Raw genomic sequence first — 24,837 nt, 5'->3', positions numbered from 1 at the left:
CCGCGCATGACAGAAGGCTAGGCTGGTGCTCTGATTTATTGAACATTCGGAGCAACCCATGAGCACCACACCTGTCTTGCATTACATCTATGACCCCCTGTGTGGTTGGTGCTACGGCGCCAAGCCGCTCATTGACGTGGCACGCGGCATTTTGCCGGTAGTGGCCCACGGTGGCGGGATGATGGCTGGCGCGCAACGCCAACCTGTGTCGGCGCAACTGCGCGATTACGTGATGCCCCACGATCATCGGATTGCCCAGTACACCGGGCAGCCGTTTGGTGAGGCGTACTTTGAAGGTTTGCTGCGCGATACCACGGCGGTGTTTGATTCGCAGCCGCCGACCACGGCCGTGCTGGCTGCCGAGCAGTTGGCCGGACGCGGCCTGGAGTTGTTAGGGCGTTTGCAAACGGCGCATTACGTAGAAGGGCGGCGGATTGCCGATATCGACGTGCTGATGGCAGTAGCGGCCGAAATGGGGCTGGAGGCCGATGGGTTTCGGGCCGCTTACGATGCGGCAAGTGGCGAGGTAACCCAAGCGCACTTCAAGGCCAGCCGCGGGTTGTTGTCACGGGTGGGTGGCCAGGGCTTTCCGACCGTCGTTCTGGAGCAGTCCGGTCAGTACCAGGTGATCGACCTTGGGCCGTATCTGGGCAAGCCAGAAGTTTTTGCTGCCTGGCTGCGCCAGCGTGACGGAGTGCCCGCCGAGCACACTAGCGCTTCAGCCCCGGCCTGTGGTCTGGATGGCTGTCAGTAACATTTTTTGACACTTGATTCACAAACAGCCCAATTAACAAATTTTTCACGAAATTGACACGTCACCTTCACGGCGGCTAGGATTCCCGCCAACGCCTGTGGCAATAAGCCATGCACCAACTTTGTAAAGACCTGCGCTGTAGGTCTTTTTTGTTTATGTGAAGCAACCACCACTCAATGTTTCAGCTTGAAATCCACAGCGCGCCTCTATTCAGAAATAAGGAAAATAATATGTTGAACAAGCGGATAGGTCTGCTCGCTTTGGGCGTACTCAGTGCTACCCAGGCCATGGCTAATGATCAAGCTGATGCAAAAGGTTTTGTAGAAGACAGTCACCTCAATGTATTGGCGCGCAACGCCTACATCAGCCGTGACTACAAGAATGGCAAGCAGGATAAAGCTGAATGGGGCCAAGGCTTCCTCGGCACGTTCAGCTCCGGCTTCACCCAGGGCACCGTCGGCGTGGGTGTAGATGCTTTCGGCATTTACGCACTGCGTCTGGATGGCGGCCGTGGCAAAAGCGGCGCGGGTGGTATCGACTTCTTCAAGCAAGGCGCCAGCGGCAAAGCAGCTGATGACATCGCTAAAGCGGGCGCGGCAGTGAAGTTTCGCGTGTCCAATACCGTGCTCAAGTACGGCGATCAAATGCCTGCGCTGCCGGTACTGATGTACGACAACTCGCGTCTGATGCCAGAAAGCTTCACCGGCACTCTGTTGACCTCCAAGGAGATCAACGGTCTGGAAATCAACGTGGGTCGCTTCACCGCAGAGTCGCGTAAAAGTGCTGAAGCGCGCGACAGCGGCGACCTGAAAAGCATCAACGTATTCGGCGGTAGCTACAAGTTCACCGACAACCTGTCGGCGTCCCTGTACGGCTCCGAAATGGAAGACGAGCTGAACAAGCAATACGTGGGCGTGACCTACGCGATCCCGCTGCAAGACAAACAGTCGCTGACGTTTGACTTCAACGGCTACCGCACCCACGTCAAAGAAGACTACGCACGTGACGTGCTGAAGGTTGACGGCCAGGACAACAAGATCTGGAGCCTGGCAACCACCTACGGCTTTGGCGCACACACTGTGACGCTGGCTTACCAGAGCAGCACCGGCGAAATCGGCTACCCGTACGGCGGCTACCGCAATGCAGGCGGCGTGGGCGATGGCGGCAACACCATTCTGCTGGCCAACTCCTACTGGTCCGACTTCAACGCCAAGGACGAACGTTCGTGGCAGTTGGGTTATGGCTTCGACTTCGGTGCCGTTGGCATTCCGGGCCTGACCTACAACATCGCCTACGTTCGCGGCACCAACATCGACGACGGTTCCGACCGTGGCCGTGGTACCGAGCGCGAAATCTTCAACCAGGCCAAGTACGTAGTACAAAGCGGCCCGGTCAAAGACCTGAGCGTGCGTCTGCGCGGCTCATGGTTGCGCGTATCGAACAACGCCAGCGACTACAACGTCGGCGGTAACGAAGTCCGTGTATTTGTTGATTACCCGATCAGCATCTTCTGATGCTACCGACCTGTTAAACAGGTTGGACATCTGAATAAAAACGCCCCGACTGGTTCGGGGCGTTTTTGCAGGCGCAGAGCAAAATTTTATGGAGATGTTTAGTCGCTCTTAGGAAAACGCCTCATCCTCCTGCGCGCACTCGCGCAACCAGTTCATAAACACCTGCAAGCGCTTGGGCACAACGCTGAGCGGGGGGTGGACCAGATAATAGTCGTAGTGGCCGCATTGGCTGAAACCACCAAAAGGCAGTACCAGCTCGCCGCGATCAATCCGTTTTTGCACCAATTGCTGGCGCCCGATGGCGATCCCTGCGTGGCTCATAGCGGCCGTTACGCTCAGGTCCGAGCGGTCAAAGGTCAGGGTGCGCTTGGGCAATGCTGCGAGCAGGTTGTGTTGTTCGGCCCACAAGGTCCACTCGGCATCATAGGCGGCGTGATCCCAGGCCAGGGAGTCGTGCAGGGTGGTGCAGTTGCTCAGGTTTTGCGGGTTTTCCAAAAGCCTGTGGCGTTGCGCATATTCGGGGCTGCACACCGGGGCCATTCGCTCACGCATCAATCGCTGGCTGGTCAGGCCGGGGAATTCGCCATTGGCGTAGTACAGGGCCAGGTCAATTTTGCGCGTGCGAAAATCGACATTGTCGTTACCCACTCGCAGATCCAATGAAACCAGTGGGTAGCGCTCAATAAAGTCCGCCAGCCGGGGCACCAACCAGCATTGGGCTACCGAAGGCCTGGCATAGAGCGCAATGGAACCGGCGATCTCTGCCTGTGAAGATTGTTCAAGTGCCTCGGACAACTCGCCCATCGCACTCTGGAGGATTTCGAAGATTCGCTCGCCTTCGTCAGTCAGGCTGACTTGACGCGTAAGACGCTGGAACAGCTTCATGCTCAACGCAGCTTCCAGCCGACTGATGCGGTGGCTCACGGCGCTGGCGGTCAAACACAGTTCCTGCGCAGCACGGGCAAAGCTCAGATGTCGAGCGGCGACTAAAAAGGTGTGAAGGTTGGCGAATTGGCTGCTGTTGAGCCTGGAGCTGATACGGGGAGGAAGATTAAGCACGGAAATTGTCCCTCAAGCCAACGGCTGACTTTAGGCGTAATGCTGCTCGCCCCCACGGTTGGGGTCATAGCATTACGGCTTGTGGCGGGATGTGGCAATGCGTGCATCTTGCCACATCCGCTTTGTGCGTGAATCAGCCCAGCAACTCTCGACCCTTGGCCAGATAGGCGTCCATTTCGTCAGCAGGCACCATATTGCCGCCCGTAGCCCAGACCAGATGGGTGGCGTTGCTCATGGCCTGTGGGTCCAGACCTGCGCGGGCCAGATAGCCTTGCTGATCGGCCTGGACCCTGGCAATACCGGGCACGCCCGCCAGCGCTGAGGGCTCAAGGCGCAGACCTTCGCTGCGTTCCATCAGGGCCAGCAAGCTGTACATTTCTTCGTCGCTGACGGTGTAAAAGCCGTCGAGCATGCGCTGCATCGCCTTGCCGACAAAACCAGAGGCACGGCCCACCGCAAGGCCATCTGCGGCGGTCACGTTATCAATGCCGAAATCCTGCACGCTGACTTCGTCGTGCAGCCCGGTGTATACGCCCAGCATCATGCAAGGTGAGTGAGTCGGCTCGGCGAAGATGCAGTGCACTGCGTCTGCGAAGGCCAGTTTCAAACCGAAGGCCACGCCGCCGGGCGCACCACCCACGCCACAGGGCAGGTACACGAACAGGGGGTGTTGCGCATCGACGCTGATCTGCGCCGCCGCCAATTGCTGCTTCAAACGCTCACCGGCCACTGCGTAGCCGAGGAACAGATTGACCGAGTTTTCATCGTCGACGAAATGACAGGCCGGGTCCGATTCTGCCTGCTGGCGGCCTTGGGCCACAGCCACGCTGTAATCGCTTTCGTACTCGACCACCGTTACGCCATGGGAGCGCAGCTTGTCTTTCTTCCATTGCCGCGCATCTGCCGACATATGCACGGTCACCTGAAACCCCAGCGCGGCGCCCATGATGCCGATCGACATACCGAGGTTGCCCGTGGAGCCGACGGCTATTTTGTACTGGCCGAAAAAGGCCCGTGCCTTGTCGCTGTGCAGCAGTGCGTAATCGTCATCGAGGGTCAGCAGGCCCCCGGCCAGCGCCAGGTCTTCGGCATGCTTGAGCACTTCATAAATTCCGCCGCGGGCCTTGATCGAACCCGAAATCGGCAGATGGCTATCGCGCTTGAGCCACAGCGCGCCGTTCAGGCTTTGCCCGTAACGCTCGCCGAGCAATGGCTGCAAATGCGTCATGGGCAGGATATCCGACTCGATAATGCCAGCACTGCCCTCTGTCTCAGGAAAGGCAACTCGCAGGTAGGCAGCAAACCGCCCAAGGCGTGCGCTGGCATTGGCCACGTCGGCACTGGTCAGGCCTGTATCGCCAAGCGCCTGCGCCGCCGGCGCCACCCCAGGATTGAACCAAGTGGTCTCTTGAAGCGCGACCAGATCGCGAATCAGAGGGTAGCTGGCATACCAGCTTTCAAGTGTTCTGCCCAAAATCATGACGTAGTCCCTTTAAACGATAAGTCTGAAAATACGGGTTAAATCAAACAAAGTGCGACAGCAACAGGGTCAGCCCCAGCGCGATCGTCGACGCCAGCACAGTGGCGGTGGTGAAGGTTTTCAACGCGTCGGTCAGGGATACGCCCAGGTATTCCTTGACCACCCAGAAAGCCGAGTCCGTGACATGGGTCCAGCCCATCGCACCGGCGCCGATGGCGATACAGATGATCTCTTTGCTCACGGTGGGGTGCGCACCCAGCATAGGCAATACCATGCCTGCGGCGCTGATCATCGCGACCGTTGCCGAGCCGACGGCGAAGTGCATCAAACCGGCCACCAGCCATGCCAGAACGATGGGGTTCATATTCAATTGGGTCAACGAGGCGGACAACGCGTTACCCACGCCGCTGTCGATCAGGATGCCGTTGAATGCGCCACCGGCGCCAATGATCAGCAGGATGCTGGCCAACGGAGGAAAGCTTTTTTGCGTGTGGGTGAGCAAGTCGGCCATGGACAAGCCGCGGCGCAAGCCCAGTGCCCAGTAAGCGAACACCACAGCAATCGACAGTGCGATCAGCGGCGTGCCGAGAAACGAAATCACGCTGAATGCCGTGGAGTCATGGGGCAGCCCAGCGGCGAAACTTTTTGCGACCATCAGCAGCAACGGCAGGGCGATGGTCAGCAGGGTCACGCCCAGGCCCGGCAAATCACGGGTTTTACTGTCATCACAATGCTCGTTCAAAAATGCTTCCTGAGAGTCCGGTGCTTCGGGCTTGCACACCAGTTTGACCCACAGTGGCCCGGCAATAATGGCGGTCGGCAATGCGACAATCAGACCGTACAAAATTACTTTGCCGACATCGGCCCCCAGCATCCCGGTGATCGCCATCGCGGCAGGGTGCGGCGGCAACATGCAATGAACCGCCATCAGCGACACGGCCAACGGCACGCCCAGATACAGAAGGTTGATTCTGGTTTCTTTAGCGACCACATAAATCAGCGGAATCAGCAGTACGAATCCCACCTCGAAAAACACCGGGATGCCAGCAATAAATCCGACCAGCATCATGGCCCACGAGGCACGCTCTTTACCCAAAGCCTTCAACAACGCTTGAGCGATACGCTCCGCGCCGCCTGACTCCTCCAGCATCTTGCCCAGAATCCCACCCAGGCCAATGATCGTTGCCAGAAACCCGAGGGTTCCGCCAACACCGGCTTCGTACGACGAAGCAATTTTTACCAGTGGCATGCCCGAACCGATTCCCACCACAAAGCTCGCAGCGGTCAGGGCCAAGAAGGCGTGAACGCGGACTTTGACGATCAGGAAAACGATCAGGGCGATGGCGCAAAACAACACCAGCAATAGAGTGGGACCGCTGTGCATAGGAGGTGCTCCGGGAAGCGCTTTTATTGTTGAAATAAGTGATCGACGTCACTTTGCTATCGCCAATTAGAGGGCACGGCCGCGGAGCTGACAAAGGATGGATTTTCACGGGACAGATGATGTGGGGTCATCTATAGGAGGGTTAAAACACCCTGCGGGGGCGATGCTGTGTGGGCGCGAGCCTGCTCGCGAAGCTCAGGAGATCTTCGCGGACAGGCTCGCTCCCACAGGGTCAGAAGTCCCAGCGGGTGGTGACCATAAAGTTGCGTGGCTCGCCGTAAATCGCGGAGTTATAGAACCCGATATTGGTGAAGTAGTACTTGTCGAAGACGTTGTTGACGTTGAGCGTGGTCGACAGGTTTTTAGTGAATTGATAACGGGTCATCAGGTCCACCACCCAGTAGGGTTTCTGCGAGAAATCTTCGTACCTGTCCTTGGGGCTGTTGTACATCTCTTGCCAGGCAGTGCTCTGCCAGCGTGCGCCACCGCCCACGGAGACTTTGTTCAGGTCGCCCTTGAGTTTGTAGATGGTGTAGAAGCTGAGCTGATCTTCGGGTTCAAAGGTGGAGATCTTTTTACCGGTGTCATCGCGTACCACCTTGTGTGTGTATCCGGCCTGCAGGCTCCAGCCCGGACTCAGTTCGCCGGATACTTCCAGCTCGTAGCCCTTGGTTTTTGCGGCAGTGCCCTTGAAGGCGTAGTTGGGCGGGGTGGGTTGCAGGTTGTTCCAGGCATCGTCAGGAATCGGGCGGTTGCTTTCCTTGACCTCAAAGTACGCCAGGCTGGCGTTCAGACGGCCATCGAAAAACTCGCTCTTGAGACCGATTTCATAGTTTTCACCCTCGTCCGGATCAAGCATCTTGCTGTTGCGATCCAGGTTGTAGAACTCCTGGGGCATGAACACATCGGTGTAGCTGGCATACGCCGTCAGGTAGTCGGTCAGGTCATAGGTGATGCCCGCGTAGGGAATCAAACGCCCCGTCTCGCGATAGGTATTGGTCGTACCGGTGAGGGTGTAGTCGACTACCCGGCCCCCCAAAAAGACTTTCAGCTCATCGGTAACATTCAGACGTGTGGTCGCGTACATGCCTGTCTGGCGCACAGTGTCATCGCTGATTTGCGAGGCGCTGCCCCAGTCAGGTTTGGCCAGGTGGCCGTTCCAGTTGAAGTAATCCACAAGGTTGGGCGTGGCGAAAGTTACGTCCCAGTAGCCTTTGCCTTTCCAGTTTGCGGTGCTGATCGAGCCGCCCAGCACCAGATCGTGCTCACGGCCGAGAAACTCGTAGGGACCGCTGACATAAAGGTCGGCCGCGTCGCTGGTGGTTTCGCCCTTGTAACGCTGTGCGTTGATTTTGGCGGTGCCATCAGCCGCAGGCTGGTTGAATTGGATGGCACCCAGCTGGGCGTCGTAACCATTGATCTTGTGGTCCAGTTGCAGCTTGCCCACCCAGCCACTGCCCAGATCCTGTTCCAGGGTCGCGAACACGGTCCGGGTGTATTGCTGCCAACTGCTCCAGTCGGTGGCGTTGCTGAACGAGCGTTTGGCGTTGTTGATTTCGCCTGCGTAGTTGTAGAGCGGAAAACTGCCCGACCAGGTCGAACCCTGGGGTTTGTTGTCCTGGTAGTCGGCGCCCACGGTCAGCAAGGTGTCGGGCGTTACGTCGACTTCGAGGATGCCGTAGAACACCGAACTCTGGTTCGAGTAGCGGTCGATATACGACTGCCGGTCCTGGTAGGCCGCCACCGCGCGACCGCGCACATTACCGGTTTCGGTCAACGGACCACTGAGGTCCACTTCAGTGCGGTAGTTGTCCCAGGAGCCAGCGCCTGTGGTGATATGGCCGTGAAAATCGCTGGTGGGCTTCTTGCGCACCAGGTTAATGGTGCCCCCTAGCGACCCCGCCCCGCTGAGCAGGCCGGAGGCGCCCTTGAGCACCTCGATACGGTCATAAATCGCCATGTCGCTCAGGGTGTTACCCGCCGAATAGGCGACGTTGCGTACGGCTGAGGGAATACCGTCGTACTGGAAGTTGTTGATCGAAAAACCACGGGAGTAGTAGTTGGTCCGGTCAGTGTCATAGGCCGATACGGTAATGCCGGGGGTATGGCGCATCACATCGTCGACATTGTCGAGGGCGAAGTCATCCATGTGCTGACGGGTGATAACGCTGATCGATTGCGGCGTTTCGCGGGGTGTCAGCACCAGACGGGTGGCCGTGGCAATGGCCCCCGGCGTGTAGGAACCGGTGCCTTCGGTGACCGTACCCAACTGGTTTGTGATGACTTGAGTGGCCCCCAGTTCCAGCGTTGCGTCAGTGCCGCTGGCGACAAGCACGTAGCCCCCATTGCTCTGGCGCTCGGCGTGCAAGCCGCTGTTGGCGAGCAAGCGGTCCAGCCCTTCCTCGACGCTGAATGAGCCTTCAAGGCCACCCGTCGTGAGGTGACGGGCCTGCTCAGTGTCGAACGAAATCGTCACCCCTGCCTGCACGCCAAATTGGGTAAGGGCATTACCCAGCGGGCCTGGGGCAATCCGGTAAGCGGTCTGGCTTTGCGCCGATACTTGAGTGGGTATCAGTGCCAGACCGGACAGGCTGGCGAGGGACGCGCCAAAGGCCGCCAGGCGAACAGCGCGCGTTATTTTGGTTGTGGCATTGAGGGGGAGCGGGGGCATTCGGTGATCCTTGCGTGGTCATGGCACAAACGCGCTGTAGTCGCGGCTTATGTCATTGACGGATGAGAATCGAAATCAGCAAGGTTAAAATTCAAACCACATGGGCCTGAGCTTATGCCGGTTCGATGCTGGCCCAGTAGCGGGTCAGGAAACGAACCTTCACCGGTAAGGTCTTGCTCAGGTTCTCCAGCACCGTTTCGGTGTCATCGATACGAAATGCCCCCGAGATGCGTAATTCCTGCACCGCTGTTGCACAGCGCAGCACGCCCGGGCGATAGCGGCCCAATTCCTCGATAAAGTCGCTCAAGCGCCAGTCGTCCACGCTCAGCATGCCCTGCACCCAAGCGGTTGAGGCCGCAGGGAGAGCCTGCGCCTCATCGACTGAATCGCTATTGAACGTCACTTGTTGCCCTGCCTCCAGGCGCAGGGGCTGATCGAGATGCCCGTACGGGCGAATTTCAACTGCCGATTGCAGTACGCCAACTCGTGTTTGCCCGGACAGCTGACGCACGCTGAACCGGGTGCCGAGCGCACGCACGCTGCCGTCGCCGGTATGTACGATAAAGGGTCGCTGGTCCGGGTCCTTGGCGGTCTGCACCAGAATTTCACCGCGGTGCAGGCGGATCAGTCGCTGTCTGGAGTCGAAGTGGATATCCAGCGCCGTATCGGCGTTCAACTCCAGTTGCGAGCCATCGTCGAGGCGCAACGAGCGCCGTTCACGGATGCCAGTGCGTTGCTCGGCGAGCATCGAGCGATACGGCACTTGCTCAGCAGCCAACCATGTACCGCTGCCAACGGCCAGCAGCATGCCGAGGATTTTCAACACATCACGGCGTTGAGCTTTCGCCGCATCAAGACTGGAGCGGGCCGCTTTGGGCGGGATCATGGCCCACTGGCTTTGAAACTTCTCGACCCGGGCCCAGGCCGCGGCGTGTTGCGGGCAGGACGTCAGCCATGCTTGCCAGGCTTGGGTGCGTGCCTCGCTGACGGTGCCGTCATTAAGTTGCACATACCAGGTGGCAGCGGCTTCAAGCATGTTGAAATCCGGTGTGCTGGGCATCAGTTCTCGACCAGCAACAGACAGCGGGTCATGGCGCGAATCAAATGATTCTTCACCGTGGTGACCGACACCTCGAAACGTTCGGCGACAGCCACGTAGGTCAAGCCTTCGAGCTGCACCGCGAGGAAAATTTCCCGGGTCCTGCTACCCAGATCATCGAGCAAGGCGTCGATCGAAATCAGTGTCTCGATAATTGAAAGGCGTATTTCTGGAGATATATCCACGGGTTCCGGCTTGAGGGCCAGCGCCTGCAAATACGCCTGCTCAATGGTGCGCCGACGTACTTTGTCGATCAGCAGTGAACGGGCAATGGCGCTCAAATAGCCTCGTGGCTCGCGAATGGGGGTGTCATGGCGGGCGGTCATGACCCGCAGGAACGTGTCCTGGGCCAGATCAGAAGCATCCGCCGCGTTGCCCAGCCGCATGCGCAGCCAGCCTTTTAGCCAACCGTTGTGTTCGCTGTACAACCGATGAAGAACTGAATGATCGAGCGCCGACATAATAATGTCACCAAGGTGTAATTGGTAATCAGTCGCATTATTGTGATGGCAGAGTGTTTATGCAAGGGGTGGGTTTTTGTTGGGGATGGCTGGCAGGTTTAAGTACTGCTGGTTTCATGCTTTTTCTGCGGACTCAAGACAACAGCCGAATCGTTCGAAAGCACTGCGTGTAACACAACTTCAAATCACTCGCAATTTTCTGTGTGTAGCGTGTGTACTAGTTAATTGCATCATCGTTCGATGGTGTGTAACGTACACAACAATGCAGGGGTGGTGGCGTGCGTAGTCGTGAGCTTATTGAATTGCTGATCGCGGATGGATGGTTTGAGATAGCAGTGAAGGGCAGTCACCATCAGTTCAAGCATCCAGCCAAGGCTGAAATCGCGAAAGGGACGTTGCACAACATTCTCAAATCCGCAGGTCTCAAAGGAGAGTTACGGTCATGAAATTCCCTGTGGTATTACATAAAGACGCTGATTCTGAATTCAGCGTGACGGTGCCTGATGTGCCGGGCTGCTTCTCGGCAGGCAGCACTTTTTCACAAGCGTTGGATAACGTGCTGGAGGCGCTGGCTTTGCATCTGGAAGGCGTTGTGGCTGATGGCGGCGAGCTGCCCCAGGCCAAGGATGTGGACGCTCATCTGGACAATACGGATTATATCGGCGGGATTTGGGCAGTGGTGGACTTTGATTTGACGCCCTATCTCGGGAAGTCGGTCCGCTTCAACGCTTCCTTGCCTGAAAACCTGCTGCTGCGCATTGATGAGCGAGTCAGCAAGGACCATCGCTATGCGTCACGCTCCGGGTTTTTAGCGACAGCTGCCTTGCGCGAGCTGAGCATTCAGGTTTTCTGATGGTGGGAGAGGGCGCTTTGGCTTTCTCCAAACCCCGGAAACAAAAAAGGCCCACCTTGCGGTGAGCCTCTTTCGGTGTTGCGTATGGTGCGGCACCAGACGAACGGTATGTTTCGGGGAGACCAGGTTTTTCGGGCGTCTGGAGTTCGCTGGAAAATTCGGCGTACCCCAACTAGTAACTATAAATAAATCAGCTAGTTATGGCGTTAGGTGGAATCGAACTCGGGATTTTTGAGATGTCAGCACGTTGTCGGTCTGCAAGTAATTCAGAGCCGCATACGGAATGGTAATCCTCCTGAATTCGAACGTTGTCGATCATCCCCTCCGTAGAGAATAGGCAGGTATCCGCCCAAAGCTGCCGTGGCGACAGGCAGCAGACGGTCAGAAGTGGACACCTGGATGCCCCCGACCTTTGCATCGCCTTGGAAGAGATCACATTGGCCAACCCAAAACGCACCTTGAGCAAACGCGGCTAGGCGCGTTCACGCCGTTATAGTCGACTCTATTGCCGACCGTACTTCCCGGAGCCTTTTCCCAGTGTCTGACATGCCGACCAACTTCGCTTACACAAAACGCTTCAACGCCGTACTCGCCTACATTGATGCCAATCTCGAAGGTGACCTGTCGGTGAAGACGTTGAGCCATGTGGCGAACTTTTCGGCGTTTCACTTCCATCGGCAATTCACCGCGTTCGTAGGAGTGCCTGTCTCGCGTTATGTGCAACTGATGCGGCTACGACGCGCGGCACATCGCCTGGCCTCCCTCGCTGATCACTCGGTACTGGACGCCGCACTCGGTGCCGGCTTTGAAAGTCCCGAGGCATTTTGCAGGGCGTTCAGGCGGGCGTTCGGTATGACGCCGAGTGCGTTCGGGAAGGAACCGAACTGGCAGGTCTGGAGTACGGTATTCGCAATCCCTCACTTTTCCAGGACTATCATCATGCAAGTACGAATCGTGGAATTCCCTGAAGTCAGGGTAGCAACGCTTGAGCACTGCGGACCCGCCGGGCTCGTCAATGAGAGCGTATGCAAGTTCATCGAGTGGCGTATGCAGAGCGGACAGTCGCCGGTGGCATCGAGTCGCACCTTTGGCATTCCCTATGGCAACCCCGATACGACACCCCCACAAGAATTCCGCTTCGCAATCTGCGGCGAGATTCACGAGGCCGTGGCGTCGAATGAGTTCGGTGTGCACGAGATCGTCATTCCTGGCGGTCGCTGCGTCGTGGTGCGACACGCGGGGTCACCGGATCACATCGGCGAAACGATCTATCCGATTTACCGCGATTGGCTTCCGGCCAGTGGAGAGGAACTTCGTGACCAGCCGCTGTTCTTTCATTACCTGAGCGCCTATCCCGAGACACCGCAGGATCAATGGCAAACTGATGTGTATGTTCCGCTGCTATAGCGGAGCAAGCAGCTTTCGACCCTGACTGACGTTGACGAGTGTCCGCGCAGCAATGTGACAGGTTCTAGGGGGAGTTTCCAAACCCCAGAAACAACAAAGCCCTCGCATTTCTGCGAGGGCTTTGTTTTGTATGGTGCCGGCACCAAGAGTCGAACTCGGGACCTACTGATTACAAGTCAGTTGCTCTACCAACTGAGCTATACCGGCGTTATGGGCGACGAGTATACCCGGATGTTTGCGCTTGTAAACCCCTGATAACAGACTATTTTCACGATTCTGGCTGGGGCTCGTTGAAAAATTAGCGCAGGTAGTCGGCGGTGAGCCGAATTTTCACTGAATTGGCCAGCGGCGACACTTCGTCGCTCATCTGTTCCACCGCATTAAAGATATGCAAACCCCAGCTCAAATAGCGTGCCGCTGTCATCACTGTTTATCCGTACCTGGCCGCCATGCAGTTGCATGATCGAATGCACAATCGCCAACCCCAGGCCGCCGGAGTCGCCAGGTTGTGCCCGTGACGGGTCGACCCGGTAAAAACGGTCGAACAGCTTGCCCAGATGCTGCGCCTCAATCGCCGGGCCAAGGTTGTGCACTCCGATCCAGCAAAACCCGGCATCGTCATGGCGGAGCAAACGCACGGTAGAACCTGCTTGAGCATGGCGCACGGCATTGGCCAGCAGATTGCCCAGCGCTCGTTGCAGCAGTTGTTGATCGGCCACAAGCGGCCCGCTGAGCTGATTATCCAGTTGCAACTGACGGTCTTCGGCCAGTGCCTCGAAGTAATCACATAGCCCATCGCCGACCTCGCGAAGGTCCAGCGCTTGCAGTTGCAATGGGCGCTGGCCGTGTTCGGCGCGGGCGAGAAACATCAGATTTTCGGCCATGCGATTGAGGCGTTCGTACTCTTCGATATTCGACGCCAGCACTTCTTGATACTCGGCCGGGCTGCGCGACTGGTTCAGGGCCAGGCTGTTGCTGCCCAGCAGGTTGTGCAGCGGTGTACGGATTTCATGGGCCAGGTCGGCGGAGAACTGCGACAGGCGCGCAAAGCTGTCTTCGAGCCGCGCGAGCATGGCGTTGAGTGCCTGCACTGGTTCTTTGAGCTCGGTTGGTATGGCTTCGGTGGGCATGCGCCGGTCAAGGCTGCGTGGGTCGATATGGCGCATGGCCTGTGCCAGTTCGCGCAGTGGCGTGAGGCCTCGGCGTAACAGCAGTAAGCCAAGTCCGAAGGCCAGCAATGTGCCCAACCCTGCTGCCATGTACAAGCGCATGCGGTAACTGGCGAGCATCTGCTCACGCTCATCCAGGCGCTTGCCTACCGTCACGCTGAGGATTTCATCAGCCGGGCCTCGAGCCATACCGGCAAGCAGCACTGTCGCGCCCAGGGTTTTGATATCCGTGCGCTGCGGTGCCCGGTCCTGAGCGATAGGCGGCATATCCGGCACATCCTGTTGATGCGGGTTGATGGCGATCAACGGGCTGCCATCTGCCCGTTTGACCAGCAACACGCTGTCCAGGTTGCCCAACATGTTCTGGTACAAGCGCGGACGCTCTTGCAGGGCTTCGAGGCTGTCGCTGTCATGCAGCAGGGCGCGGACTTGCTCAAGGCGCCCGAGCAGCGCCTGGTCATCACGAAACGCCAACTCCGAGGCCAGGGAGCGATACAGGAATACCCCGATCACACTCAGCACCAACGCACAGGTCAGGGCAATCGCCAGCGCGAGGCGCCAGGCGATGGATTTACTCATCGGGTGCTTCCAGCTGATAGCCGACGCCGCGCACGGTGTGGATCAGTTTGGGCATATACGGGTCGTCGACCTTGGAGCGCAAGCGGCGCACGGCGACTTCGACCATGTTGGTGTCGCTGTCGAAGTTGAGGTTCCAGACCTGCGAAGCGATCAAGGTGCGCGACAAAACTTCGCCCTGACGGCTGGCCAGCAGTTGCAGCAGCGCAAATTCCTTGTTGGTCAGGCTGATGCGCTGGCCGCCCCGGCTGACCCGGCGGCGCAGCACATCGATTTCAAGATCGGCAATGGTGTATGCCTCGGCCTCGCGCATGGGGCCACGGCGCAGCAAGGTGCGCACCCGGGCGAGCAACTCGGCAAAGGCGAAGGGCTTGAGCAGATAATCGTCGGCACCCAGTTCGAGGCCGCGCACGCGGTCTTCGATGGCATCCCTGGCGGTCAAAAACAGCACCGGCGTGGCGCTGCGCTGGCGAATCAGTTGCAGCAATTGCCAGCCATTGAGCCCCGGCAGCATCACGTCGAGGATGATCAGGTCGTATTCCTGTTGCTCGACAAAGTAACGGCCGTCCAGCCCGTTCAGCGCCACATCCACTGCAAAGCCTGATTCCTTGAGGCCCTTGGCCAGGAAATCTGCCGTCTTGGCTTCGTCTTCAACCACTAACAAACGCATCGCACACCTCGATCAATCGTCTGCACAGGCTAGGCGCCTTCGCGGGTGTTGCCTATTACAAACTTGTAATGCAACTGACGGGGTTCTGACGAGGGTCGCTGGTTAAGGTGGACGCATTCGTACAGGAGCTTGCCGATGATGCTGAAAACCTTGTTGTTATGGACTGCCGTTGGCGTTGCCAGTGCCGCCCATGCGGCGCCGAATCTGGCGCGTCATGCCGATCTGGACCTGGCCACTGCCCGGCAGTTAGCCGATGCCACGCTCAAGCACTGCACAGGTGCGCTGAGCGTGCTTGATCGCGGTGGCAATGTGCTGGTGGCGATGCGCCCGGAGGACGTTGGCCTGCACAACCTGCTGGCCAGCCAGCGCAAAGCCTGGACTGCGCTGTCGAGCAAAACGCCGACCCGGTTGTTTGCCGAGCGAGCGCGCAGCAATCCTGAAGCGAGCAACCTCAATACCATCGCTGAACTGTTGTTGCTGGGCGGCGGCGTGCCGCTGTTTGCCGAGGGCGAACTGGTGGGCGCAATGGGCGTGGCCGGGGCCGGAGGTGCTGAGCAGGACGAAGCCTGTGCGCTAAAGGCCGCGCAACAGATTGGCCTGACCATTCAACGCTGAATTGATTGTTTTTTAACCAACAGGATTAATCATGAAATCTCTACGAATGACATTGGCGGCTTTGAGTCTGAGCGGCCTGTCGAGCCTTGCATTGGCAGCGGGTAACCCTTTGAGCGTGCATGTGCTCAACCTTGAAAATGGTCTGCCATCGCCGGGTGTCAACGTGACGCTGGAAAAGCATGTGGGTAAAGACTGGCAGCCGCTGGCACAGGGCGTGACCAATGAGCAGGGGCGTATCGGCGAGCTGTTCCCGGCCAAGCAAGCATTTGAGGCGGGTGAGTATCGTGTGGTGTTCAAAACCGGTGAGTACTTCAAGAAAACGGGCCATGAGACCTTCTTTCCGGAAATTCCGGTTATTTTTGAAGTGAAAAATGTGGACCAGCATTACCACATTCCGTTGCTGCTCAGCCCTTATGGCTTCTCGACGTATCGTGGCTCGTAGGCTACAAGCCAGCTCCCACAGGGGGCGAGAAACTTATCCACAACGCTGCGCCAGCAGCATCAGGTTGCGCGGGGTCAGGTGGTTGTCGCAGAACTCGCCGACCTGTACCTCATAACCGTTTTCCTCCAGATACAGCGCCCGATCCAGCACCAGCCACACCTCCAGCGGACGCCGGAACAGCCCGCGCACCAATTCAAGATTGCGCACCTGCGCCAGCCGTTCCCAGCCTGCGGCTTGCAGTGCGGGCCAGTCTTCGTCGCCGCTTGTGGATAAGTTCTTCAGTGCTGCCAGATCTGCGCAGTATTCGGCAAACGGCTTGTTCAGCCAGGTGCCGGGCAACGAGGGTGTGGATAAGTATTCATCACACTGACGGTGCTGGCGCTGCCACAGATCAAAACCCAAACGCCGTGCCATCGACTCGTCACGCTGGCGCCGTACGCGGGTGCCTGCAGTGACGGTTTCGCTCATGGGCAGGCCCAGGTCGTCCAGCGACAGCTGCAAGCCGGACGCCTTGGCGGCTGTGGATAAGGCCTGATAATGCGACCCGCCGATGCGGTTGTAGCAGCAGGGCGACACGGCAAGTTGTGCACAACCCGCCGCGCTGGCCAGTTGCAGCAGGCGCACATGCAAGTCGCCACAAGCATGCAGTGCCACGGGGGTCATCCGGGCCGTGAGCTGCAACGCGGCTTCGGGGGCGAGCACGTCTTGTTGAATATGGTGTGCTGGCAAGTGATGGCGCTGGCTGAGTTGCTGGCCGGACTCGATCAGTGCCGGGTCGTACTCCAGACAGGTCAGTTGCTCTCCAGCGCTCATAAGTCGACGACCTAAATGGCCTTTGCCTGCGCACCAGTCCAGCCAGTGCGTGGGTTTTTGCTTGAATGTCAGGCTCTGGGCGAAGGCTTCGATTTGTTGCCATTTACGCCCCGGCACATCCACCTGCAAGCGCTGGGCAACGGGGGCAATGGCTTGGGTGGGCAGACGGTTAACCGCGCTCAGAGCGAGCGAGGTCGCCGCCAGCTCAGGGAACGGCGCGGGGGCGGGCAAGTGTTGAGGCTGGTTGTGGCTGGCTTCGGCGTCTTGTAGCGAGCGCTGGCGCAACCACTGCGCCAGTTCGGGGTGTTGCGCTTCCCACGGCACATTCAGCGCAGTGAAGGGCCGTGGGCGCCAGAGGTGCTGGTGGTCGAGCAAAAACCGGTCCAGCGCCTCAAAGCGGGCGAGCAGGTCAGCGCCCTTGGCAGGCATCGACGCGCAACCAGCGCTCCAGCAGTTTGAACCCCTGGATCAGCACAAACGACATGATCAGGTAGATCGCGCCTGCGGTCAGGAACATGTCCACCGTCAGGTAGTTGCGAGCAATGATGGTGCGGGTCATGCCGGTCAGTTCCAGCAGGGTCACGGTACTCGCCAGCGAGCTGGCCTTGAGCATCAGGATCACTTCGTTGCTGTAAGCCGGCAGGCCGATACGCGTGGCCCGTGGCAGGACGATATGCACCAGGGTTTTGAAGCGCGACATGCCCAGGGCCCGTGCCGCCTCGATTTCACCCGGCGGGATGGCCTGAATCGCACCACGCAGGATCTCGGCAATGTACGCGGCCGTGTGCAGGGTCATGGTGATGATTGCGCACCAGAACGGGCTACGCAGGTACGGCCACAACGCGCTTTCACGCACCAGATCGAACTGAGCCAGACCGTAATAGACCAGAAACAGCTGGATCAGCAGCGGCGTACCACGGAAGAAAAAGATATAGGCGTAAGGCAGCGAACGCACATACCAGAGTTTGGATGAGCGGGCGATGCCCAGCGGAATAGCCACGATTAGCCCGGCGATCACCGAGATTGCGGTCAGCTCCAGGGTCAGGGTTGCGCCCTGCATCAGCTTGGGCAGCCATTTGAGGATTACTTCCCACTCCATTACGTCCTCCTCACGAAGCCGCGCGCTGCGCGTTTTTCAAGCACGTGCATGGTGCCCATGGCCAATACGGTCAGGCCCAGGTACATCACGGCTGCCACCATGTAGAAGGTGAACGGGTGTTTGGCGAAGGTCACGGCGTTTTGCGCCTGACGCATGATTTCTTCCAGACCGATTACCGACACCAGTGCGGTGTCTTTCATCAGGATCATGAACAGGTTGCCCAGGCCGGGCAGGGCGATACGCCACATTTGCGGCAGCACCAGCCGGGTGAAGATCCGCGGTTTGGACAAGCCCAGTGCCATGCCCGCTTCGCGGTGGCCTTTGGGGATGGCCAGAATGGCGCCGCGAAACACTTCGGTGGCATAGGCACCAAAGCACAGGCCCAAAGCGAGCACGCCTGCAGCGAAGGCACTGAGGGTGAGTTCGGGCATGCCGATGTGTTCGCCGATGGCGCGCACCAGATTCACGCTGCCGAAGTAAATCAGCAACACCCAGAGCAGTTCGGGCACGCCGCGAACCAGGGTCGAATAGGCGCCGCCCAACCATCTAAGCGGTTTGTAGGGGGATGTTTTGGCCAAGGCACCGAGCAATCCGAGCACCAGGCCCAGACACAGCGCAGTAAGTGCCAGTTTGACGGTCATCAGCGCGCCAGCGGCAAGCGCCGGGCCGAATCCGTATAGATCGATAGTCATGGGGTAGGCAGGCTTTGCTAGGGACTGGTGCGCCCGTGGGCGCACCAGTCAGGCAGGTCAGTAGATGCTGAACGGGAAGTACTTGTCGTTGATCTTCTTGTACGTGCCGTCTTCAACGATTTGCTTGAGGGCCAGGTTCAGCTTGGCGCGCAGTTCGTTGTCGCCTTTACGCAGGGCGATGCCGACTTTGTCGTCTTCGTTGACCGGCTCACCCTTGAACTCGTATGCCTGGCCAGCCGGGCTTTTCAGCCAGTCGTAGTTGGCATACTTGTCAGCCAGCAAGGCGTCTACACGGCCCGAAGTCAGGTCGAGGTAGGCGTTTTCCTGGGTGTCGTACAAGGAGATGGTCGCGTCGGTGCCCAGGTTATCGTCCAGCCAGGTTGCAGCTTGAGTTGAACGCTGGGTGCCCAGGGCCTTGCCCTTGAGGGACGCGAGGTCGGTTTTGAAATCGACTTTTTTCGGTGCGATGAACTGCTGCTTGTTGGAGTAGTACGGGTCGGTGAAATCGACCGCTTGCTTGCGTTCGTCCGTGATCGACAGCGACGACACGATGAAATCGTACTTTTTGGCGTTCAGTGCTGGGATGATGCCGTCCCAATCGGAGGTGACGATTTCACACTCGGCTTTCATCTTGGCGCACAGGGCCATCGCGATGTCGGGGTCGAAGCCCACAACTTCACCACTGGCGTTTTTGTTATTGAATGGTGGGTAAGCACCTTCAATCCCGACTTTGTACTTATCAACAGCCAGGGCGTTGGCGCTGAAAACCAGTGTGGCGGCAGCGGCCAGGAGAAGCTTTTTATAGTTCTGCATTCGTGTTGCTCCGTTAGCGGTTGCTGGACATGAATTGTTTACAGCGCGCCGAAACCGGGTTGTCGAACACCTGTTCTGGCGACCCTTGCTCTTCGATCAGGCCCTGATGCAAAAACACTACTTCGGTGGACACCTGACGGGCAAAGCCCATCTCGTGGGTGACCAACAGCATAGTGCGACCTTCTTCGGCGAGCGCGCGGATCACACTAAGTACTTCTTGAACCATTTCCGGGTCAAGTGCCGATGTCGGTTCATCGAACAGAATGACTTTGGGTTGCATGGCCAGCGTGCGGGCAATCGCTGCACGTTGCTGCTGGCCGCCGGACAATTCGGATGGATAGGCATGACGCTTTTCGCCAATGCCGACCTTGGCCAGCAGTGCTTCGGCAACTTCGATTGCTTCGGCTTTGCTCTGCCCCAGAACCCGACGCGGGGCCTCGATAATGTTGTCGAGGATGGTCATGTGCGGCCACAGGTTAAAGTTTTGAAATACAAAACCCAGTTCACTGCGCATGCGATTGATCTGCTTGCCGTCGGCTGCGACCAGTTCGCCATTTTTGGCTTTCTTGAGTTTGAGCTCTTCCCCGGCGACCACGATCTGGCCTTCATGGGGGTTTTCCAGAAGGTTGATGCAGCGCAGCAGGGTGGACTTGCCGGAACCGGAAGAGCCCAGGATCGAGATCACGTCGCCGTCGCGTGCGGTCAGCGAGATACCTTTAAGTACCTCAAGCTCGCCGTAGCGTTTGTGCAAGTTGCGGATTTCAAGCGCGGGCGTGGCCAAAGCCATGTGCGTTCCTCATTGTGTTCGGGTGCGATCCTGCTGTTGGGCGGCCTTCCTGGCGCAGGCCAAGCTAGCATAGGGTTGCAGAGGCAACCAGCCGCCCTGAAGACACAAAAGACGCGAGGGTGGCAGTTTGTCGCATCGCTACAGCAGAGTGTCGCGCCGACAACAACCGACCCTGTATTTCGCCGTTCGGCCAGACAGGTGTCGCTTAAAAAAGGTCGCGATGTTGCCAGCTTTGGCCCGGTGTTGGAAGCGCGAACCTACTAAAGGTTAAAGATGCGCACCGCTTTTGGGCTATATGGGCAATTTTGGGTATTTTTGGTGCGCTGAGACCCATGTAACTGAGTGTTACGGTAACGAATTGGCAAAAAGCCATTACTCTCAATAGGTTGCAGTTGGGGGCAGGAATCGTTGCAGGCCGCGAAAACCGTGCACTTGTCACATTCTGGCTCATTTATTGCGTAAAGGATTCTAAACGCCCCGTTGGTTACTTTTTACGAAAGTCAACGCGGGTGCTCGGAATGGCTTCAATGAAAGGTAGTCCCAATGAGCAATACGCAATCCTCTAACGGTCTGGAACAAGGGCTAAAGCCACGGCATGTGACCATGCTGTCGATTGCCGGTGTTATCGGCGCCGGTTTGTTTGTCGGCTCAGGACACGCGATTGCACAAGCGGGTCCCGCTGTACTGCTGGCTTACGCCGCCGCTGGTACATTGGTGGTGTTGGTGATGCGCATGCTGGCCGAAATGGCCGTCGCATCTCCTGACACCGGTTCGTTCTCCACCTACGCCGACCGTGCCATCGGGCATTGGGCCGGTTTCACCATCGGCTGGCTGTACTGGTGGTTCTGGGTACTGGTTATCCCACTGGAAGCTGTCGCTGCCGGCACGATCCTGCATGCCTGGTTCCCCGGCACGGCGATCTGGGTCTTTACCCTGGTTATCACCCTGTTACTGACGGCCACCAACTTGTTCAGCGTCAAGAACTACGGCGAGTTCGAGTTCTGGTTTGCGTTGGTCAAAGTGCTGGCGATTATTGGCTTTATCATTTTGGGTCTGCTGGCGATTTTCGGCTTTCTGCCTACCAGTCAGGTCAGTGGCGTCGCGCATTTGTCAGACACAATCGGCTTTATGCCCAACGGCATGGGCGCGGTGTTGGCAGCCATGTTGACCACCATGTTCTCGTTCATGGGTACTGAAATCGTCACCATCGCGGCGGCGGAATCCAAAGACCCAAGCAAGCAAATCACCAAGGCTACCAACTCGGTGATCTGGCGGATTGGCTTGTTCTACCTGGTGTCGATTTTCATCGTTGTGGCCCTGGTGCCGTGGAACGACCCGGCTCTGGCCCAGTTCGGCTCCTACCAGACCGTACTCGACCGCATGGGTATCCCGAATGCCAAGCTGATCGTTGATATCGTCGTATTGATTGCGGTAACCAGCTGCTTGAACTCGGCGCTCTACACCTCCTCGCGGATGCTGTACTCCCTGAGCAAGCGCGGCGACGCACCGGCTGCGGCCAAGCGCACCAACGCCTCTGGCACGCCTTACTGGGCGGTGATGATGTCTACCGGCGCAGCTTTTGTGGCTGTATTCGCCAACTACGTGGCTCCGGCTGCAGTGTTCGAGTTCCTGCTGGCCAGCTCTGGCGCCATTGCGTTGCTGGTGTACCTGGTGATTGCCGTGTCGCAACTGCGCATGCGTCAAAAGCGTATGGCTTTGGGCGAGAACATCTCGTTCAAAATGTGGCTGTTCCCGGGCCTGACCTGGGCGGTGATCGTATTTATCGTGGCCATTTTGACCATCATGCTGTTCCAGGAAGCGCACCGTGTTGAAATCATGGCTACCGGTTTGCTGAGCATTCTGGTGGTGGCGGCAGGCCTGTTAGTGGCACGTCGTCGACGCATTGAGAAACTGGGGGCAACGGTACTCAACTGAGGCCAGGACGGCTCTCGCGGTTGAATACACAAGCAAGGCCGCCATCCTCGGGGATGGCGGCCTTTTTTGTGGGTGGCATCAGCGCTGAGGGTGTGAGGCTTCGACCAGCGCTTGCTCGCGGTCGAGTTCGGCGCGCAGTTCTTCCTCGGTGGGCAGAACCAATGTGTATTTGCTGGCGAACAATTGCTCGTTTCCATGCAGCACCGAGTAGCGCACCACCGAGGCATCTTTCAGCGCGCACAGAATGATGCCCATGGTGGGGCAGTCTTCGGGGCCGCGCTTGAGGTCGTCGTACAGGCGTACGTACATGTCCATCTGGCCGATGTCCTGATGGGTCAGCTCACCGCGTTTGAGGTCGAAAATTACAAAGCACTTGAGCAGGTAGTTGTAGAACACCAGGTCCACATAGAAGTCTTTGCTTTCGGTGCTGATGCGCTGTTGGCGGGCAACGAAGGCGAAGCCTTTGCCCAGCTCCAGCAAGAACCCTTGCAGATGATCGATCAGCGCCTGTTCCAGCCCAGTCTCGAAAAGCCCAGCAACCGTCGGCATGCCCAAAAACTCCAGCAGTACAGGGTCGCGTACAAACTCGCGCGGGCTTTTGTTCAGGGGAAGTACATTGGCTGCGGCTTCCTGAATGATCGCAGGACGATCCTGGCTGACCAGCAGGCGTTCGTAATACAGCGTCCCGATTTGCCGCTCAAGGGCGCGGGTCGACCAGTTCAATGTGGCAGCTTCGTTCATGTACCACTGGCGCGCACTGTCTTTTTCGACCCGTAACAGGGTGCGGTAGTGGGTCCAGCTCAATTCGTGACGCAGTGCGTCACATTTTGGAAATGCCTGATAGAAAAGCCGCATGTAGCGAAGGTTGGAGGTATCAAAGCCTTTCCCGAATTCTTGTGTCAGAGATTTGGCCAGTGTTGAAAGCAGCTGCTTGCCATAAGTGGCCCGAGCAGCCCCGGCCTGTTCGTACTCGATGATATGTCGGCCCATGTTCCAGCAGGTTTGCACCTGCAATGTATCTACCAGGCGCAAGGCTTTTTGCCGGGCCTGGCGGATCAGATCGCCCAAGGAGGTGAGCAGGGGAGCCAGATTTGAATCGTGGGTGTTGGCGGGTAGCGGAGGGTTCATTGTTTTTGCCGCGCATTAGCCAGAGGGACTAATGAGAATGTCATTGCCATTTTGTATTGGCAGTTGGTTTTTTGCGGGAAGCGTCTTAAATGTAAAGATGAAAATTACCGGTCTTATGTGAGGTGTTCATGCTCGAATTACGCCCTAGTTGCGAATGCTGCGATTGCGACTTGCCACCTGATTCTGCGCAAGCACGGATTTGCTCATTCGAGTGCACCTTTTGCGCAACCTGTACGGAGCAGAACCTGGGCGGTCTTTGTCCTAATTGCGGGGGTGAGCTGTTGGTGCGACCACGTCGGCCGGCCAATAAACTGGCGAATAACCCGCCGTCGACTGAGCGGATTTTCAAGCCGCAGGGCTGTACTGCCCGTTGAGGTTGTAGCTGCTGTCGAGGCACGAGGCTGCGATTGATTGCGAAGCGATCGTAAGCCCGTGTATCAGCGTTTATCTGAAACGTCGGGCTGCATGGTTTTGCGACTGCTGCGCTCCTCAGCGGCTACGAGTTATTGTCCGGGGGTGATAACCCGCCCCGGCACATCACTCACCAATTCCCCGCTCTGCAACCACTGCAAGGCAATCGGCCACAAGCTGCTTTGAAAGCGGCTGTGAAAAAACGCGAAATGGCCTATGGCTGCTTCGTTGATATCTTGCGGTTGAATGCGCAGGTGCGTGCGTGAGCTGGCGCTGAAGTAACTCAGCAAGCGCTCGATTGCCGCCACGGTGCCAAAAGGATCATCGCTAAAGCTGATGGCGAGGGTTTTGGCCGTAACGCAAGAAAAGGGCAGGGCGGCAAGGCCGCGTGCGCTGGGGAGCTTCTCGTAGCGCGTGCTGAAGGCGCTCCAGTCCCTGACCACGCCCGCCGGGGTGTCTTCGAGCCAGCCCAGGCGCTTGCCGGGGAAGTAGCCGCAGACGCGAGTCAGCAACGGCATGACCCCGTGCCATTTGGCGAGCATCTGCCAGCGCTGTGCTGGCGCGTAGTCGCGCCAGTGGGCAAATTGCGCACCCACTGTCACCAGATGGCGAATCGCCTGCCCGGAGGCCGCCAGGCCCGCTGCACAGCCGCCAAAGCTGTGGCCGACTACATCGACCGGCTGGCCGGGGTATTCGCGCTGGGCGCGCTTGAGGATGGCTTCGGTGTCCAGCGCCCCCCAGTCCGACCAGCTGGCTTCAAAGCCGCGCAACGAGCCGATGCGTGAGGCGCCGATGCCGCGATAGTCGAACAGCATCACGTCCAGGCCGTGGCTGAACAGGTATTCGGCGAACCTTGAATAGTACTGACAGCGCACCGAGGTGGCGGCGCTGACCACCACCACGGCACGCGTACTGTCGGGTGTGCGCTGGCGCCACTCAAAACCGCCCAGCAGGTAACCGTCAGCAGCGGGTTCGGTGAATGCCCGGCTGACAGGTTCGATCAGG

The 24,837-nt window shown here is 58.2% G+C and carries 24 protein-coding genes and 1 tRNA gene; 9 read left to right on the top strand and 16 right to left on the bottom strand.

Going from position 1 to position 24,837, the window contains the following annotated elements:
* Positions 1-58: 58 nt before the first annotated feature.
* Entirely contained in the window at positions 59-754 is a 696-nt protein-coding gene (locus U5A05_RS23285; RefSeq protein WP_261740180.1) for a DsbA family protein, read from the top strand.
* Between the two features lie 230 nt (positions 755-984).
* Complete coding sequence (locus tag U5A05_RS23280; protein ID WP_261740179.1) at positions 985-2,268, top strand: OprD family porin; 1,284 nt, start codon at positions 985-987, stop codon at positions 2,266-2,268.
* Positions 2,269-2,376: 108 nt separating this feature from the next.
* Here U5A05_RS23280 and dsdC read toward each other — a convergent pair whose 3' ends face one another.
* The 6 genes from dsdC to U5A05_RS23250 form a co-directional block, all read right to left on the bottom strand.
* Positions 2,377-3,327, bottom strand: coding sequence for a DNA-binding transcriptional regulator DsdC (dsdC, locus tag U5A05_RS23275; protein ID WP_261740177.1), 951 nt, complete (start codon positions 3,325-3,327; stop codon positions 2,377-2,379).
* A 133-nt stretch (positions 3,328-3,460) separates the two neighbouring features.
* Positions 3,461-4,807, bottom strand: coding sequence for a D-serine ammonia-lyase (gene dsdA, locus U5A05_RS23270; protein ID WP_261740176.1), 1,347 nt, complete (start codon positions 4,805-4,807; stop codon positions 3,461-3,463).
* 43 nt (positions 4,808-4,850) lie between these two features.
* Complete coding sequence (locus tag U5A05_RS23265) at positions 4,851-6,191, bottom strand: GntT/GntP/DsdX family permease (RefSeq protein ID WP_261740175.1); 1,341 nt, start codon at positions 6,189-6,191, stop codon at positions 4,851-4,853.
* A 232-nt stretch (positions 6,192-6,423) separates the two neighbouring features.
* A complete protein-coding gene (locus U5A05_RS23260) occupies positions 6,424-8,862 on the bottom strand; it encodes a TonB-dependent siderophore receptor (protein WP_321835036.1) in 2,439 nt (812 codons plus the stop codon).
* Positions 8,863-8,974: 112 nt separating this feature from the next.
* A complete protein-coding gene (locus U5A05_RS23255) occupies positions 8,975-9,922 on the bottom strand; it encodes a FecR domain-containing protein (RefSeq protein ID WP_321835035.1) in 948 nt (315 codons plus the stop codon).
* Positions 9,922-10,422 (bottom strand): sigma-70 family RNA polymerase sigma factor, encoded by a 501-nt coding sequence (locus U5A05_RS23250; RefSeq protein WP_261740172.1) that lies wholly within the window; start codon positions 10,420-10,422, stop codon positions 9,922-9,924. The genes U5A05_RS23255 and U5A05_RS23250 overlap by 1 nt, the downstream gene beginning before the upstream one ends.
* Before the next feature lie 278 nt (positions 10,423-10,700).
* On the opposite strand from U5A05_RS23250, the gene U5A05_RS23245 reads away from it, so the two are divergent.
* The 3 genes from U5A05_RS23245 (at position 10,701) to U5A05_RS23235 (ending at position 12,682) form a co-directional block, all read left to right on the top strand.
* On the top strand, positions 10,701-10,868 hold the full coding sequence (locus tag U5A05_RS23245; RefSeq protein ID WP_321835033.1) for a type II toxin-antitoxin system HicA family toxin: 168 nt from the start codon (positions 10,701-10,703) through the stop codon (positions 10,866-10,868).
* On the top strand, positions 10,865-11,275 hold the full coding sequence (locus U5A05_RS23240) for a type II toxin-antitoxin system HicB family antitoxin (protein ID WP_321835031.1): 411 nt from the start codon (positions 10,865-10,867) through the stop codon (positions 11,273-11,275). Before U5A05_RS23245 ends, U5A05_RS23240 begins: the two co-directional genes overlap by 4 nt.
* Positions 11,276-11,812: 537 nt before the next feature.
* A complete protein-coding gene (locus U5A05_RS23235; protein ID WP_261740169.1) occupies positions 11,813-12,682 on the top strand; it encodes an AraC family transcriptional regulator in 870 nt (289 codons plus the stop codon).
* A gap of 131 nt (positions 12,683-12,813) precedes the next feature.
* On the opposite strand, the gene U5A05_RS23230 is transcribed toward U5A05_RS23235, so the two are convergent.
* The 3 genes from U5A05_RS23230 to U5A05_RS23220 form a co-directional block, all read right to left on the bottom strand.
* A tRNA-Thr gene (locus U5A05_RS23230) sits at positions 12,814-12,889 on the bottom strand.
* 173 nt (positions 12,890-13,062) lie between these two features.
* A complete protein-coding gene (locus tag U5A05_RS23225; protein ID WP_321835029.1) occupies positions 13,063-14,430 on the bottom strand; it encodes a heavy metal sensor histidine kinase in 1,368 nt (455 codons plus the stop codon).
* Entirely contained in the window at positions 14,423-15,097 is a 675-nt protein-coding gene (locus tag U5A05_RS23220; protein ID WP_261740164.1) for a heavy metal response regulator transcription factor, read from the bottom strand. Before U5A05_RS23220 ends, U5A05_RS23225 begins: the two co-directional genes overlap by 8 nt.
* A 135-nt stretch (positions 15,098-15,232) precedes the next feature.
* On the opposite strand from U5A05_RS23220, the gene U5A05_RS23215 reads away from it, so the two are divergent.
* A complete protein-coding gene (locus U5A05_RS23215) occupies positions 15,233-15,712 on the top strand; it encodes a GlcG/HbpS family heme-binding protein (RefSeq protein ID WP_261740163.1) in 480 nt (159 codons plus the stop codon).
* Between the two features lie 31 nt (positions 15,713-15,743).
* A complete protein-coding gene (gene uraH / locus U5A05_RS23210) occupies positions 15,744-16,154 on the top strand; it encodes a hydroxyisourate hydrolase (protein ID WP_321835027.1) in 411 nt (136 codons plus the stop codon).
* A 33-nt stretch (positions 16,155-16,187) separates the two neighbouring features.
* On the opposite strand, the gene U5A05_RS23205 is transcribed toward uraH, so the two are convergent.
* Genes U5A05_RS23205 through U5A05_RS23185 form a run of 5 tightly spaced genes read right to left on the bottom strand, consistent with a single transcriptional unit; the run spans position 16,188 to position 20,358 of the window.
* A complete protein-coding gene (locus tag U5A05_RS23205; RefSeq protein ID WP_321835024.1) occupies positions 16,188-17,396 on the bottom strand; it encodes a methyltransferase in 1,209 nt (402 codons plus the stop codon).
* The gene (locus tag U5A05_RS23200) at positions 17,377-18,066 is read right to left on the bottom strand and encodes an ABC transporter permease (RefSeq protein ID WP_261740160.1); all 690 of its coding nucleotides are present in this window, start codon (positions 18,064-18,066) and stop codon (positions 17,377-17,379) included. Before U5A05_RS23200 ends, U5A05_RS23205 begins: the two co-directional genes overlap by 20 nt.
* Positions 18,066-18,758: an ABC transporter permease gene (locus U5A05_RS23195; RefSeq protein WP_261740159.1), complete on the bottom strand. Its 693-nt coding sequence runs from the start codon at positions 18,756-18,758 to the stop codon at positions 18,066-18,068. The genes U5A05_RS23200 and U5A05_RS23195 overlap by 1 nt, the downstream gene beginning before the upstream one ends.
* 57 nt (positions 18,759-18,815) lie before the next feature.
* Entirely contained in the window at positions 18,816-19,571 is a 756-nt protein-coding gene (locus U5A05_RS23190) for an ABC transporter substrate-binding protein (RefSeq protein ID WP_261740158.1), read from the bottom strand.
* A 13-nt stretch (positions 19,572-19,584) separates the two neighbouring features.
* On the bottom strand, positions 19,585-20,358 hold the full coding sequence (locus U5A05_RS23185) for an ABC transporter ATP-binding protein (protein ID WP_261740157.1): 774 nt from the start codon (positions 20,356-20,358) through the stop codon (positions 19,585-19,587).
* Between the two features lie 543 nt (positions 20,359-20,901).
* Here U5A05_RS23185 and gabP point away from each other — a divergent pair.
* Positions 20,902-22,293, top strand: coding sequence for a GABA permease (gene gabP, locus U5A05_RS23180; RefSeq protein ID WP_261740156.1), 1,392 nt, complete (start codon positions 20,902-20,904; stop codon positions 22,291-22,293).
* A 78-nt stretch (positions 22,294-22,371) separates the two neighbouring features.
* Here gabP and U5A05_RS23175 read toward each other — a convergent pair whose 3' ends face one another.
* Positions 22,372-23,421, bottom strand: a complete 1,050-nt coding sequence (locus U5A05_RS23175; RefSeq protein ID WP_321835020.1) for a PDDEXK nuclease domain-containing protein — start codon at positions 23,419-23,421, stop codon at positions 22,372-22,374.
* A gap of 128 nt (positions 23,422-23,549) precedes the next feature.
* Between U5A05_RS23175 and U5A05_RS23170 the strand changes: the two genes are divergently transcribed.
* Positions 23,550-23,795 carry a DUF1272 domain-containing protein gene (locus U5A05_RS23170; RefSeq protein WP_321835018.1) on the top strand — a complete coding sequence of 82 codons (246 nt, stop codon included), beginning with the start codon at positions 23,550-23,552 and terminating at the stop codon, positions 23,793-23,795.
* 129 nt (positions 23,796-23,924) lie between these two features.
* Here the strand turns inward: U5A05_RS23170 and U5A05_RS23165 are convergent, their stop codons facing one another.
* Positions 23,925-24,785: an alpha/beta hydrolase family protein gene (locus U5A05_RS23165; RefSeq protein WP_395246919.1), complete on the bottom strand. Its 861-nt coding sequence runs from the start codon at positions 24,783-24,785 to the stop codon at positions 23,925-23,927.
* Positions 24,786-24,837 lie beyond the last annotated feature (52 nt).

The sequence above is a fragment of the Pseudomonas kulmbachensis genome (assembly GCF_963681935.1).
GTDB lineage: Bacteria > Pseudomonadota > Gammaproteobacteria > Pseudomonadales > Pseudomonadaceae > Aquipseudomonas > Aquipseudomonas kulmbachensis.
The sequence above is the reverse complement of the archived record's forward strand: the minus strand, read 5'-3'. Positions and strand labels throughout refer to the sequence as shown.

Excerpts from the sequence above, each read along its gene's own strand:
- U5A05_RS23285 (WP_261740180.1), top strand. The coding sequence starts at position 59 with ATGAGCACCACACCTGTCTTGCATTACATCTATGACCCCCTGTGTGGT.
- U5A05_RS23280 (WP_261740179.1), top strand. The coding sequence starts at position 985 with ATGTTGAACAAGCGGATAGGTCTGCTCGCTTTGGGCGTACTCAGTGCT.
- dsdA (WP_261740176.1), bottom strand. The coding sequence starts at position 4,807 with ATGATTTTGGGCAGAACACTTGAAAGCTGGTATGCCAGCTACCCTCTG.
- U5A05_RS23265 (WP_261740175.1), bottom strand. The coding sequence starts at position 6,191 with ATGCACAGCGGTCCCACTCTATTGCTGGTGTTGTTTTGCGCCATCGCC.
- U5A05_RS23260 (WP_321835036.1), bottom strand. The coding sequence starts at position 8,862 with ATGCCCCCGCTCCCCCTCAATGCCACAACCAAAATAACGCGCGCTGTT.
- U5A05_RS23255 (WP_321835035.1), bottom strand. The coding sequence starts at position 9,922 with ATGCCCAGCACACCGGATTTCAACATGCTTGAAGCCGCTGCCACCTGG.
- U5A05_RS23250 (WP_261740172.1), bottom strand. The coding sequence starts at position 10,422 with ATGTCGGCGCTCGATCATTCAGTTCTTCATCGGTTGTACAGCGAACAC.
- U5A05_RS23240 (WP_321835031.1), top strand. The coding sequence starts at position 10,865 with ATGAAATTCCCTGTGGTATTACATAAAGACGCTGATTCTGAATTCAGC.
- U5A05_RS23225 (WP_321835029.1), bottom strand. The coding sequence starts at position 14,430 with ATGAGTAAATCCATCGCCTGGCGCCTCGCGCTGGCGATTGCCCTGACC.
- U5A05_RS23220 (WP_261740164.1), bottom strand. The coding sequence starts at position 15,097 with ATGCGTTTGTTAGTGGTTGAAGACGAAGCCAAGACGGCAGATTTCCTG.
- U5A05_RS23215 (WP_261740163.1), top strand. The coding sequence starts at position 15,233 with ATGATGCTGAAAACCTTGTTGTTATGGACTGCCGTTGGCGTTGCCAGT.
- uraH (WP_321835027.1), top strand. The coding sequence starts at position 15,744 with ATGAAATCTCTACGAATGACATTGGCGGCTTTGAGTCTGAGCGGCCTG.
- U5A05_RS23205 (WP_321835024.1), bottom strand. The coding sequence starts at position 17,396 with ATGCCTGCCAAGGGCGCTGACCTGCTCGCCCGCTTTGAGGCGCTGGAC.
- U5A05_RS23200 (WP_261740160.1), bottom strand. The coding sequence starts at position 18,066 with ATGGAGTGGGAAGTAATCCTCAAATGGCTGCCCAAGCTGATGCAGGGC.
- U5A05_RS23195 (WP_261740159.1), bottom strand. The coding sequence starts at position 18,758 with ATGACTATCGATCTATACGGATTCGGCCCGGCGCTTGCCGCTGGCGCG.
- U5A05_RS23190 (WP_261740158.1), bottom strand. The coding sequence starts at position 19,571 with ATGCAGAACTATAAAAAGCTTCTCCTGGCCGCTGCCGCCACACTGGTT.
- U5A05_RS23185 (WP_261740157.1), bottom strand. The coding sequence starts at position 20,358 with ATGGCTTTGGCCACGCCCGCGCTTGAAATCCGCAACTTGCACAAACGC.
- gabP (WP_261740156.1), top strand. The coding sequence starts at position 20,902 with ATGAGCAATACGCAATCCTCTAACGGTCTGGAACAAGGGCTAAAGCCA.
- U5A05_RS23175 (WP_321835020.1), bottom strand. The coding sequence starts at position 23,421 with ATGAACCCTCCGCTACCCGCCAACACCCACGATTCAAATCTGGCTCCC.
- U5A05_RS23170 (WP_321835018.1), top strand. The coding sequence starts at position 23,550 with ATGCTCGAATTACGCCCTAGTTGCGAATGCTGCGATTGCGACTTGCCA.